General features: G+C 59.4%; 11 protein-coding genes. 6 read left to right on the top strand and 5 right to left on the bottom strand.

Annotated features, from left to right (window positions below; translation table 11 throughout):
* The first annotated feature begins 27 nt into the window (after window positions 1–27).
* From acpS to OHL18_RS08560, 5 genes are all read left to right on the top strand, one after another.
* Window positions 28–405 (top strand): holo-ACP synthase, encoded by a 378-nt coding sequence (acpS, locus tag OHL18_RS08580; protein WP_263374395.1) that lies wholly within the window; start codon window positions 28–30, stop codon window positions 403–405.
* Between the two features lie 287 nt (window positions 406–692).
* Window positions 693–1,778, top strand: coding sequence for an MlaD family protein (locus OHL18_RS08575; RefSeq protein WP_263374394.1), 1,086 nt, complete (start codon window positions 693–695; stop codon window positions 1,776–1,778).
* Between the two features lie 390 nt (window positions 1,779–2,168).
* The gene (locus OHL18_RS08570) at window positions 2,169–3,380 is read left to right on the top strand and encodes a lactonase family protein (RefSeq protein WP_263374393.1); all 1,212 of its coding nucleotides are present in this window, start codon (window positions 2,169–2,171) and stop codon (window positions 3,378–3,380) included.
* 143 nt (window positions 3,381–3,523) lie between these two features.
* Window positions 3,524–4,777: a lactonase family protein gene (locus tag OHL18_RS08565; protein WP_263374392.1), complete on the top strand. Its 1,254-nt coding sequence runs from the start codon at window positions 3,524–3,526 to the stop codon at window positions 4,775–4,777.
* 166 nt (window positions 4,778–4,943) lie between these two features.
* Window positions 4,944–6,158: a lactonase family protein gene (locus tag OHL18_RS08560; protein ID WP_263374391.1), complete on the top strand. Its 1,215-nt coding sequence runs from the start codon at window positions 4,944–4,946 to the stop codon at window positions 6,156–6,158.
* Window positions 6,159–6,262: 104 nt separating this feature from the next.
* On the opposite strand, the gene OHL18_RS08555 is transcribed toward OHL18_RS08560, so the two are convergent.
* From OHL18_RS08555 to coaBC, 5 genes are all read right to left on the bottom strand, one after another.
* Window positions 6,263–7,426 (bottom strand): acyltransferase family protein, encoded by a 1,164-nt coding sequence (locus tag OHL18_RS08555; RefSeq protein ID WP_263374390.1) that lies wholly within the window; start codon window positions 7,424–7,426, stop codon window positions 6,263–6,265.
* 201 nt (window positions 7,427–7,627) lie between these two features.
* Complete coding sequence (gene pyrH / locus OHL18_RS08550; protein ID WP_263374389.1) at window positions 7,628–8,332, bottom strand: UMP kinase; 705 nt, start codon at window positions 8,330–8,332, stop codon at window positions 7,628–7,630.
* Window positions 8,333–8,436: 104 nt separating this feature from the next.
* A complete protein-coding gene (gene panC / locus OHL18_RS08545) occupies window positions 8,437–9,276 on the bottom strand; it encodes a pantoate--beta-alanine ligase (protein WP_263374388.1) in 840 nt (279 codons plus the stop codon).
* Window positions 9,277–9,282: 6 nt separating this feature from the next.
* Window positions 9,283–10,170 carry a 3-methyl-2-oxobutanoate hydroxymethyltransferase gene (gene panB, locus OHL18_RS08540; protein WP_263374387.1) on the bottom strand — a complete coding sequence of 296 codons (888 nt, stop codon included), beginning with the start codon at window positions 10,168–10,170 and terminating at the stop codon, window positions 9,283–9,285.
* 122 nt (window positions 10,171–10,292) lie between these two features.
* Window positions 10,293–11,570 (bottom strand): bifunctional phosphopantothenoylcysteine decarboxylase/phosphopantothenate--cysteine ligase CoaBC, encoded by a 1,278-nt coding sequence (gene coaBC / locus OHL18_RS08535; protein WP_263374386.1) that lies wholly within the window; start codon window positions 11,568–11,570, stop codon window positions 10,293–10,295.
* Between the two features lie 218 nt (window positions 11,571–11,788).
* On the opposite strand from coaBC, the gene OHL18_RS08530 reads away from it, so the two are divergent.
* Window positions 11,789–12,136, top strand: a complete 348-nt coding sequence (locus OHL18_RS08530) for a hypothetical protein (RefSeq protein ID WP_263374385.1) — start codon at window positions 11,789–11,791, stop codon at window positions 12,134–12,136.
* Window positions 12,137–12,193 lie beyond the last annotated feature (57 nt).

Genomic DNA, 12,193 nt, shown 5'->3' with positions numbered 1-12,193 from the left:
CTGGGCAAGACCCGGCGGGAGAGATAAATGGTAGTTGGCCTCGGTTCCGATCTGATCGAGATTGCGCGCGTGGCAAAGAGTATCGACCGATTCGGCACTCGCTTCCTCCGCCGCGTCTTCACTCCCGAAGAGATCGCCTACTGCCAGAGAAAGCGCAATGCAGCCGAAAGCTTCGCCGCGCGGTTTGCTGCGAAAGAGGCTGGGGCGAAAGCACTGGGCACCGGCATCAGCCACGGCATCTCCTGGCCGGAGATCGAAGTGCGTCGCGAGCTCAGCGGCAAGCCCACTCTGCACTGGACGGGCCGCGCCCGCGAACGCGCTTTGAAACTCGGCGTACGAACAGCTGCGTTGACCCTCACCCATAGCCGTGACGTCGCCATGGCCGTGGTCGTGCTCGAAGACTGAGTACGACACTCTCCTTCCGCCCCGCCAAACGCCGCACTTTTGAAACCTCCATTCGAATTTCGGCATCCATATTGGAACGGCGCACCCAGTTGAAGCTTCTCCAGGATGTCTCGACACTCGTGTATCCTCGCTGAAAAGACGAAACTGCTCATTCTCCGATTCAGCTCAAAGCTAAAGTTTGCCCGGGGCAGCTTTGATCAAACATTCGCCGCGCGATCGAGAGCCGCGGAAGCCGTGAGTACGATTTCGCTTTAGGACGCAGACCACAGCAGGATATAAGGGGAGATATGCCAAGCCAGCAGGAAGTTCGATGGTCACAATTGAAGGTTGGCGTAATTGTCCTCATCGCTGTAGTCATCCTGACGACGCTCCTCTTTCTCATCACCAGTTCCTCTGGGTTGGGTGTCTTCTCGCACAAGCTGACGATCACCACTTACTTTGAAAACTCCGCAGCCCTCAAGGTCGGAGCTCCGGTCAATCTGCAAGGCGTCACCATCGGAACGGTCAAGGCCGTCAATGTAGTCACCGACCCCCAGCGCCATCTGACGCCAGTCGAAGTCACGATGAAGATCGATGGAAAGTATCAGAAAGGCCTTCACAAGGACTCGAAGGCCGCGCTCTCCACTCTCGGCGTGCTGGGAGACACTGTCGTCGACATCAATAGCCAGTACGCGACGGGACCAATGCTCCAGGATGGCGACGAGTTGAAGACGCTCGAGACGCCGAGCCTCACCGACGTCGTGAAGGCAAGCCAGGGCACGCTCGAAAGCCTCAACGTCATCCTCGCCAAGGCAAATAATATCGTCGACAACCTCCAGTCCGGCAAGGGCTCGATCGGCATGCTCATTAACGATCCCGGTCTGTATAACAGGGCCAACGCCACTGTGAGTGAGCTGAACACGCTCACGAACAATCTGAACCAGGGACGCGGCACGATCGGCAAGCTGATCAGCGACGACGCTCTCTACAACCGCCTCAACGCCACTCTGGGCAAGCTCGACAATATCGTCTCCGGCCTCGATAAGGGACAGGGCACAGCCGGCAAACTGCTCAAGGATGAGACCCTCTACAACAACCTCAACTCCACGCTCGTCCACGCCAACTCCATCATGTCGGACGCCGACGCTGGCAAGGGCGCTCTCGGCCTGATGTTGAAGGACCCGAAGTTTCGCAGCGAATTGAGCGATACTCTCACCCAGGTCAACACGTTGGTGGCTGGAGTCAGCAGCGGCAAGGGTACTCTTGGCAAACTCGCCACCGACGATGAGGCCTATACCAATCTGAATAAGCTGCTCTCCGAGAGCACAAACCTCGTCACGACCATCCGCAAGGACCCCAAGAAGTACCTGACCATCCACCTGAAGATCTTCTAACGCAGGCGAGGTTGACCCTGATCCGCAGTTGGCATGGTTCGGCTTTGTGGCTGCATTGACTGTCAACCGCCGAGAACGGCGAAATCCTGCCGAGACCGGTAGATCGACTCCTCCGCACCCATCGCAATCGCTTCGCAAAAGGCCGGGCACATCAGCCCGGCCTTCTGCTTTCTTGCCCGACCTGCTAACCGTTCCATGGAAACAAACGTCTCTTCACTTGCAAACCAGCCGACAATCTAGCCCTCCGGGTGGCATAAACTCGCGTCACCTTCTACAATTGGCCAAGGATCGTATCCCTACAGAATTGCTCGCAGCAAAGTGGTGGCGCACTCCGGCCACTCGCGAGGATTAAGGAAGCGCATGACGTTGAGCAGGATTGGCCGGATTTCAATGGCCTTGTTGGTTTCGGTAGCAATGGGTCTGGGTATGACCTCATGTGGAGGCGGGACCGTCGGCTTCATGTGGGTCATCGGTTCGCAAATTGGCGAGTCGACGGGCCAGATCGGTGGATTCAAGATCGACAACTTCACCGGCAATCTGACCGCCACTGTTGGTTCCCCGTATTCGTCCGGAGGGGCCAACCCGGTGATGCTGGCACTGAAGTCCGGTGGCCGCTACTTGTATGTGTTGAATGGCGGAAGCTCCACGACCGCCGGCGACATCGCGCTCTTCAGCGTCGGCGGCGACGGAGTTCTGAGCTATCAGCAGTCGTACTCCAGCCAAGGTAAGGTTCCCGTCTGGATCGCGACCGACAGCACGGGCAACTATCTCTTCGTCCTTGACCAGCAGGCACCTGACTACGACGGCAAGACCAACTTCAACGGCTCCATCACGGCGTTCTCACTCGACCCGAACACTGGACGCCCGTCTCTCATCACCAACGCTCAGGTGAAGGATGCCAACGGCACCCAGCTCACTTATTTTGAGGTCGGCAATCACCCCATTCAGATGCGCGCTTCTTCAAGCTGCATCTATACGCTTGATTCCGGCGATCAGACGGTCTTCCCGTACTCTCTCAGCTCCTCGAACGGGCAGCTGACCCAGCCGACGAACTCTACCCTCGCTCTGGGCACCGCGAACGCTACTTCCGTCAACGTAAACGGAAGCTACATTTACGTGACCGATGCCGGATCGACGGCAGGCGGCCCCGGAACGATTCTTCCCTACACTGCAGGCAGCAACTGCTCGCTCTCTACGGTGAATGTCGGAACCGTTCCCAACCTTGCCGGAACAAGCTATCCCGACCAGACACTGAACACCAGCAATGCGACGAATCCGTTCCTTTTCGTGCTGAATAAGTCGACACCGAACACCAACTACGCGAATAGCTCGGTTTCAGTCTTCACCATCCTTTCAACGGGGGCGCTCGGACCGGGCGGTGACCCCACGCTGAATCCTTACGCCGTAGGCTCAGGACCGACCTGCATGGCGATCGATCCGACGGGGCAGTACCTTTACACCTCCGATTCAAACTCGGGTACTGTGACCGGCAAACGTATCAGCGCTAAGACGGGCGCACTTAGCGCATTGGATCGCGGCTCATCCTTCCCGACCGTGGCCAACCCGACTTGCCTCGTCATAAGCGCCAACACGGGTTATTGATCGTGGATAGCGGTATGTAAGAGTCGGCGGCGTCGAAGTGTTCGACGCCGCCCCTCTGCTTCTGGGCTAAGTGGTTCAGAGAGTCGAAAGAAAGACCTCAGCATCTTCAGCGGGCAGTGCCTGCACCGGAGTCAAGGAAATACATGAAGTCAGTCAGCAACATAAGCCGTGGGCCGAACTCTCAACCGCCCAGCCAGAGAGGTTGGCTACCCAAGGCGGCATCCGCCGCAGCTCTCGCGCTCAGCCTCAGCCTCACCGCCTGCAGCCACGATTACACCCTGGCCTGGGTTTACGCTCCGTCGGCCAGCCTGACTTCAGGCCTCATCAACGCCTACCGCGTCGACTACCAGAACGGCCAGCTTACGCTCCTGCCTGACTCCCCGATTCCCTCGGGCGGACGCAAGCCCTCCGGCCTCGTGGCTACGCCAGCAGGCCTGGCTATTCCGGCGATCTATGTCATCCATCACGACGATAGCAACGTCGTCAGCTTCCTCATCGGATCCGATGGAAAACTCTATCCGCAGAACACCTATGACACCGGGAGCTTCCCGACTTCGGTCGCCATATCGCCTGACGGCAAGTTCCTCTACGTGGCCTACACGTATCAGGCCGGCTTCACGACAGCCAGCCCGGGTCCCGGCGGAATCAGCGTATTTCCGATCAACGCGGATCGGACTCTCGGAGCGATCAAGAACTTCTCCATCGGTCGTGCTCCCGTGGGAATCGCGGTCGGCAACGGTGGAAGCACGGTCTATGTGATCGCTCAGGACTCAGCGGCGACAAACTCCGCGTCTACCTCGGCTTCTGACACGACGCTCAACTTGTTCGCCTTTTCTACCGATGGCAGCGGGAATCTGACGCCAGTCGCCGGTGAGACCATTGTCTCCGCCAATCAGCCCTCCTCGGGCTTCGCAACAGGCACTCTGCCCAGCGGGATAGCCACCGATGCCTCCGGCACCCACCTTTATGTGACAGATGGCACCGGCAATATCGTGATCAGTTACACCACACCTGCAAGCGGTATCCCGTCGGCGATCGCGAATGGAACCGCGCCCACCGGGCTTGGCCCTCGCGGCATGGCCTTCGATTCCACCGGCAAGCTCTTCTTCGTGGCGAACTACGACGGTACCGTCGGCGAATACAACCTGGGTTCGAACGGCGCGCCGGTCACCTCCACATCTGCAGCCAGCACGGCCGCAGGCAACGGAACTACCTGCGTGACGGTAGAACCCACGCGCGGGAAGTATCTCTACGCCTCCGGCTCGCTGAGCAACTCGGTCGTAGGAGAGGAGATCCAGTCAGACGGATCACTGAGGCCGATCTTCCACTCTCCCTACGAAGCCGCCACACTACCAATCTGCGCGATCACGGTTCCGAACCCGACGCCTGGTTATTAGGTCAGGGTATTAGCTTCGACTGCCGTTCTAGTAGGATCGAGACAGGCATGCCGGCCCGGCTGAGACCCACAGTTCACCGAAGCCGGCCACCGGAACCATCGATTCCGTAGAGTTTCGCAAAGATATTTTCAAAGGGGGCCGACGGCCCCTTGGATAAAGGAAGCGCATGTACCTTCAGAAGACGGGCCAGACCAAGTCCAGTATCAGGACCACACGTACAGTCTCCCGAGCCATCAAGACCGTTGCCTCGATCGCCTCTCTCTCGGTGGCCCTCGGCCTGACCGCCTGCACCCGTGACTACACGCTCGCTTATCTCTACGTCACGACGACCAGCAGCTCACCGGGTGTCATTAACCAGTACGCGGTGGACTACCAGTCCGGCGCTCTGGTCCAGATCGGTGACGTCAACAGCCCGCCTACTGCCGGAAAGAATCCTGTCGCCTCCGTCGCCGCGCCAAACGCCAAGTTCATCTATGTCGTCAACCAGGGCGATTCCAATGTGCAGGAGTTCGCAGTTGGCAGCGATGGCACGCTCACCTCAAAGGGCACCTCCGCGACCACCGGCAACACTCCTACCGCCATCGCCATCGACACGGCCGGTAAGTTCCTCTTCGTAACCTGCAAATACCAGGGCACCAACACCTCAGGTGCCGGTGCCATCAGTGTATTTCCCATCGGCAGTGACAACAGCCTTGGCGCTGCAGTCAACGTAAACACGGCGAACAATCCTGTGTCGGTCGCAATAGCCAACTTCAACCCGACCGTCTACGTCGTCTCGCAGGATCCCACCACGCCTCAGGTCCTTGCCTTCACGGAAGACACCTCCTCTGGCGCGTTGACGCCAGTCACAGGGACTACCGCACTCGCCGGATACGCGGCAGGAGTCCAGCCCAGCGCCATCGCCGAAGATCCCACCGGCCGCTTCGTTTATGTCACGGATAAAGCCGCGAATCAGTTGATTGGCTACACCGTCCTGGCCGGAGGAACACTCCTTCCCATGGTCAACGGCCCGTTCGCCACCGGGCTCTATCCGGTTGCCCTGCTGGTCGATCCCCGTGGAGAATACATCTACGTCTCCAACTACAACGCGAAGACGATCAGCGCCTACGCTCTGAACGTCTCCAACGGAACTCCATCCGGCGTCGCTGGCACCAGCGTCACGACGGGCACCGGGCCAAATGCCATCGCTCTTGATCCCGCACTCGGCATCTACCTCTACACCTCGAACTTCCAGGAAGCTTCGGTCAGCGGATTGCAACTGAATCCGAGCACGGGGGCCCTGTCCGGGATCCAGAACACGCCCTATCCTTCCGCAGGGTCACCAACCAGCGTGGTGATCGTGGCCAACGGCTCACACCCCACCCAGGTGCTGGAGCGGTAATTAGAACCACCGGAAAGCAGCAGCAAAACAGGAATGGCCCCGCAAACTGCGGGGCCATTCCTGTTTTCACGGCTGTCAAGTTGCCTTTTCTTCCGCCAGTCGCTCTACCTCTGGCTGTAGGACAATTCGCTCAATGCGCCTTCTGCAACTTCATTCTTTACGATAGCTTCCTTCCGTCCGAAAGAGCGCAGAATCAACTTCCGCGCCGGCACTTCGATAAAGCGATGGGCCGCAAGCGCCAGCAAGATCACAGCCGCGTAGGAGAGCCAGGGATCGTACGCCTCAAGATGCAGCTTCTCCGTAATATGGTTCGATTGGAGGAGCACCAGCGCGTTGAAATGCAGCAGATACAGGCAGAATGTCGCCTGACCCACGTAGACCAGGGGCGCGAAAGCAAAGAGGCTTGCGACAGGATTCACCCCGCTCAGACCGATGGTCAGAGCCGCAAACAGAGGCATCAGAAGGCCGCCATGAAGCAGTACGTAGGGTAACGATGGCAGAAACACGTACAGAGCCGCCCCAATGGCCGCAAGAGCTAACATCGCAATGGCAGTCCGCTCGCGTCGTCGCAGCGTCAGAACTGATTGCAACTGCCCGAGAATGAGGCCAGCAAGAAAAGTGCAGATATAAGACGGCGGCGTGTACTTGAGGACGCGCATGAGGTAGGTCGCCGTATAGCGGTCTGCCGGAGCCGACAGATGGTCCGGATTGAAGATCAGATACAGGACATGTGGAACCATCCCTGCCAGCCAAAGCCCAAGAAAGAGCGCGATCAACTTCCACGGCTGCCGCGGCAGCGTAACGCGGATAAGATACGGAAACGCAAGGTAGAGCATCATCTCGCAGGAGAGCGTCCAGGCCACCGTATTCCAGAACGTTGCAAGATTCGGCAACCATCCCTGCAACAGGAAGGGAGTCAGCAGCACACCCTGCCAGAACTCCGTGTGCGAGCGGGCGCTCCACTCGTTCCGCAGCATCTGGAACGAAAGCACCAGCGCGAACAGGTAGACCGGATAGAGCCGCGAAAACCGCGCCAGCCAGAACTCGCGCTTGTTCATATTCACGCGGTCGGCATAGTTGTAAGAGAGAATGTACCCCGACATCAGGAAGAAAAAACCGACGAAGATGTATCCGTTCTCGATGATCGGCGCGACAGCGGACATGTGCGGCGGCGTGAAGTGAAAGAACACGATCGAGAGGGCCAGAAGAGTCCGAAGTCCGGTGAGCGCCGGGAGGGAGGCCTTTCGGATTGCTGGGGCGGAACTCAAATTACAGTGCTCTTTTCCATACTCATTGACGGTTTGTTTCCGTATCAAGGGATTGCGCTGGCAGATTGGATGCAACGGAACCCACGCAGGCGCCACGCCGCCTCCTTATGAGACGACCGGAAGAGGCAAAAAGACCGCAAAGCCGCCCGCCGAATCTGGGTACATTGGGTAAAAGACAAGGCAGTGGGGACAAGCACAGAGCTAGGCCGTGACCAGCGAACCCAGCTTCTCTCCGCTGACCACGCGCACAATGTTTCCCTGCTCGCGCATGCTGAAGACCATCATCGGCATATTGTTGTCCTTGCAGAGCGAGACCGCCGTCTGATCCATGACCCGCAGGTTTAACCGCAGGATGTCCATGTAGGTCAGCGTCTCGAGCTTGGTCGCAGTCGCATCGACCTTGGGGTCGGCAGTGTAGATACCGTCTACTGAGGTTGCCTTGAGCAGAATCTCAGCCTTGATCTCCATCGCTCGCAGACTCGCTGCCGTATCGGTCGAAAAGAAGGGATTTCCAGTGCCCGCCGCGAAGATGACAATTCTTCCCTTTTCCAGGTGACGCATCGCGCGCCGGCGAATGTAGGGCTCTGCGACCTGGTGCATCTCGATCGCCGACATCACCCGGCAGTAGAGCCCGCGCTTCTCAATCGCATCCTGCAGCGCAATCGAATTGATCACGGTCGACAACATGCCCATGTGGTCTGCGGCAACGCGGTCCATATCGATCGCCTGCTGAGCGACGCCGCGGAAGAAGTTCCCTCCTCCGACCACGATGCCGATCTCGCAGCCCAGGGCATGGACCGCCGCAATCTCTTCCGCTACTTTGTGGATGAATACCGCGTCGATGCCAAAACCCTTACCCGCAGCCAGGGCTTCGCCTGAGATCTTGAGGAGAACTCGCTTGTACATGTCGCTTAAGTATCTCACGGTCGCCCCGAACCACCCCGCGAAGCGGACTACAAGTCACGAAGTGATCGCCACAGCGCGAAGCGGGCCCGTCCGGCAGGACAGTCCTAGCCCACAATGAAGTTGTCGATCAGCCGCGTCCCGCCCACCGTCCCCGCAATCGCGATCAATGTTCCAGGAAGAGCTTCCGCCACTGGAAGCAGCGTGTCGGGATCGACAATCGCAAGGTAATCTAACTCGAAGTCCCGCGCCCCTTCAAGAAGCCGCATCTGCGAGTCCTTCAAGACCCCGCTGTCCCGTATTCCTCCACGAATCTTCTCTGCGAGTGCAACCAGGGTCCGCGGGAGAATCAGCGCCGCCCCACGCGCTTCCCTGCTCAAATACCTGTTCCGCGAACTCAGCGCGAGCCCATCCTCATCGCGGACAATCGGGCAAGCCACCACTTCGAGCGGAAAGTTGAGGTCCCTGGCCATCTGCCGAATCACCGCCAACTGCGCGGCATCCTTCTGCCCAAAGTAAGCCCGGTCCGGCATCGCAATGTGGAACAGCTTGGCCACAACGGTCGCCACACCCACAAAATGCCCCGGACGGGACGCGCCATCCAATCGTGTCCCTATCGCGCCAACGTCGACGATCGTCGTTGCGCCAGAGCGATACATCTCCTCCGGTGCAGGCGCAAAGAGAAGATCTACCTGCTCCCGCTCCAGTTGTTCGCAGTCCGACTCAAAGGTCCGTGGATACTTGTCGAGATCCTCGTTGGCCCCAAACTGCAGCGGGTTCACAAAGATCGTCGCAACCACCGCATCGCACTCGCTTCGTGCGCGCCGCACCAGCGACAGGTGTCCCTCATGCAGCGCTCCCATCGTCGGGACGAGTCCTACCGTCCCTTTGCGACCCAGCCCCCGAGCCAACCGCTGCATCTCCTCGATTGTCCTGATGATCTGCATCGATGGCTAAAGCTGTACTCCCGTGGGCAGATGGTAGCTCTCTGCCTCGCTCGGGAAGCTGCGCGATTCGACATCCTGCTTGTACTCCCCGATCGCCGCCCGGATACTGGTCCCGATATCCGCATACCGCCTGACGAACTTCGCTGGCGGCGCAAACGTCAGCGACAGCATATCGTGCAGCACCAGAATCTGCCCGTCCGTGTCCGGCCCCGCTCCGATCCCAATCGTAGGAATCTCGAGCTCTGCCGAAAGAATCGTCCCCAACTCGCGCGGCATCCCCTCCAGCACAAGGGAGAAGCATCCGGCCTCCTGCAAGGCCAGGGCGTCTCCCCGAAGACGATCGACGGCTGCAAGTGTCTTCCCCTGCACCTTGTAGCCCCCCATGCGGTGCACCGACTGAGGCGTCAACCCGATATGTCCCATCACAGGAATCTCGGCATCGGTCAGTCGGCGGACAAGCGATGCCCGGTTCGCTCCGCCTTCAATCTTCACGGCCTCGGCTCCGGCCTCTTTCACAAACCGGATGGCGTTTGCAACGCCATCGCGCTCATCGGTCTGGTAGCTGCCAAAGGGCATGTCTGCAACCACCAGGGCACGCTTCACCGCCCTGCGAACGCCGCGCGTGTAGACGAGCATCTCGTCCATCGTGATGGCGAGCGTGTCCGGCTGCCCCTGCATCACCATGGCAAGCGAGTCGCCCACCAGGATCACGTCAAGGCCGGCCTCGTCGATCAACCTCGCGGTCGCGTAGTCGTAAGCTGTAACGGCTGTAATGGGGTTGCGAAGTTCTTTCTTCTGCTGAAGCGAAGGTACGGTCACCTTTGCGGTCGCCGCGCTGCCACTGGCCTGCTTGATTCCAGCAGATCCTTCTGGATCAAACGTAGTAAGGCTCATCTCGGTGGACTCCCAGTGCAGTTCCACCGCGTGTCGCTCGCCGGGAGGCGTGTGCGACTTTGGCCGGATACCGCCAATCACCGAGATTGAGACTACCCCTTATGCAAGTCTCGTGGCAAGCGTTACACCGTGCTCAGCCGCGCTGAGGTCGCCGCCCGCAACTCCACGAAACAATCAAGAATGCGCCCCGCGAGCGCGTACTTACTCATGGGCGGTAGATCTACCTCACCCTCCAACGTCAGCAATGTCGCGGCGTTGGACTCGGAGTCGAAACCCAGCCCCGGCAGCGAAACATCGTTCACCACAATCGCGTCGGCGCCCTTCCGCAGCAGCTTCTCGCGCCCATTCTCGACAGCATTCTCCGAATCAGTCTCCGCCGCGAACGCGATCAAAACTGTCCCGGGAGCCCGGCGCCGGCCAACCTCGGCGAGGATATCTTCAGTCGGCTCAAGCTGAAGGGTCATCGGCCCGCTGCGCCGCAGCTTCTCTGTGGCAACCGTCGCCGGCCGGAAGTCCGAGACCGCAGCCGCGCCAATCACCACAGTCGCCTGCGCCAGATGCTGCATTGCCGCCGCGCGCATCTCGCTTGCCGAAATGACTGGAACAACTTCGCAGTCCGCAGGCACCGCCAGCGCAGTCGGGGCGGAGATCAAAATCACCCGTGCTCCCCGCTCACGCGCTGCCCGCGCCAGAGCATAGCCCATCTTTCCGCTCGAACGATTGCCGAGAAAACGCACTGGATCGATCGCCTCTCGCGTCCCGCCCGCGGTGATCAGAATCGTCTCTCCGGCCAGATCCTTCCGCTGGTCCAGCACCTTCAGCACCGCCTCCACCAGGCACGGTGTCTCCGCCAGTCGGCCACTACCGGTCATCCCGCAGGCCAGATAGCCGCTACCCGGAGCAATAATCGTCGCTCCGCGCTCCTCCAGCAGCCGAACATTGGCCTGTGTCGCCGGATGCTCCCACATATTCACGTTCATCGCCGGAGCGAGCAGCACCGGAGCCTTGGTCGCCAGATACAAGGTCGAAAGGAAGTCGTTTGCCACTCCGCGCGCGAACTTCGCCAGGGTATTGGCAGTAGCCGGGGCCACGATCAGCAGTTCCGTCGTCTGCGCCTCCGCGATGTGCTCAATGGCGGAGTCCAGCGTACTCTCCTGAGCTTCCGCAGCCGATCCCGGCTTCGCCCACAGACTTGTGATGACCTTATGCCCCGTGATCGCCGCAAAAGTGAGCGGCGTCACGAACTTCTCCGCCGACCGTGTCATCACCACATGGGGATCCAGCCCTGCTCTTTGCAGCGCGCGAACCAGGTCAAGCGCCTTGTAGGCCGCAATGCCGCCCGAAACTCCGACGGTCACCTTCCGCCGTTGGGCCTTTCCCAGCTCGATTTTAGAGTTCATACCCACCCAACGATGTTCTCACAGGCGACAAAGTGCACCGAAAATGGTTCATTTTTACCGGTTTCAAGACGGGATGCAGCAATCTTCCAAAAAGTTTTCCGGAAACAAAATAAATTTCTAAAAAAACTCTGAAACCCTCGCCAATCGTCTAGTTAAGCGTTTACTATAAGGCGTTTTGTGAATATGCCCTGTTCACGTTGGAGCGTCTGAAGATGGATTTGGCAAGCCTAACCCTGCGGGACCTCACTGCCGGGTTCAACGAAGCGACGGAGACCACACTCGGCCAAAGCGCCGGTTCCTCCGCCACAACCACATTGCGCCGCTGCCGCACCCGCGAGCAGGGCACAGCCCTTATGACCGTCAGCCATGCGATCGAATACCTGCTCGATTCACGGCTGGTGAAGCAGGAAGAGACCAGTCCAGCCGAGCGCGAAGCCCTGGCCATCCTCCTGACCGCCAACCTGAGCGTCTACCGTGAAGGCGCGGAGATCATCCCCTTTGCCACGCGCCTGCGCCAGTGGTTCCACGGCGGCACCAAGAACAAGGTCGCGGACGCTACTGTATAGCTTTTCGAAAAAACCTTTATGAGTTGGCCCGGCATCGCTGCCGGGCCATCCTTTTTG

This window comes from Granulicella aggregans, assembly GCF_025685565.1.
GTDB lineage: Bacteria > Acidobacteriota > Terriglobia > Terriglobales > Acidobacteriaceae > Edaphobacter > Edaphobacter aggregans_B.
Note: the sequence above shows the minus strand (reverse complement) of the source record. Positions and strands in the feature narration are given on the sequence as shown.

Excerpts from the sequence above, each read along its gene's own strand:
- OHL18_RS08575 (WP_263374394.1), top strand. The coding sequence starts at position 693 with ATGCCAAGCCAGCAGGAAGTTCGATGGTCACAATTGAAGGTTGGCGTA.
- acpS (WP_263374395.1), top strand. The coding sequence starts at position 28 with ATGGTAGTTGGCCTCGGTTCCGATCTGATCGAGATTGCGCGCGTGGCA.
- OHL18_RS08560 (WP_263374391.1), top strand. The coding sequence starts at position 4,944 with ATGTACCTTCAGAAGACGGGCCAGACCAAGTCCAGTATCAGGACCACA.
- coaBC (WP_263374386.1), bottom strand. The coding sequence starts at position 11,570 with ATGAACTCTAAAATCGAGCTGGGAAAGGCCCAACGGCGGAAGGTGACC.
- OHL18_RS08570 (WP_263374393.1), top strand. The coding sequence starts at position 2,169 with ATGGCCTTGTTGGTTTCGGTAGCAATGGGTCTGGGTATGACCTCATGT.
- OHL18_RS08565 (WP_263374392.1), top strand. The coding sequence starts at position 3,524 with ATGAAGTCAGTCAGCAACATAAGCCGTGGGCCGAACTCTCAACCGCCC.
- panC (WP_263374388.1), bottom strand. The coding sequence starts at position 9,276 with ATGCAGATCATCAGGACAATCGAGGAGATGCAGCGGTTGGCTCGGGGG.
- panB (WP_263374387.1), bottom strand. The coding sequence starts at position 10,170 with ATGAGCCTTACTACGTTTGATCCAGAAGGATCTGCTGGAATCAAGCAG.
- pyrH (WP_263374389.1), bottom strand. The coding sequence starts at position 8,332 with ATGTACAAGCGAGTTCTCCTCAAGATCTCAGGCGAAGCCCTGGCTGCG.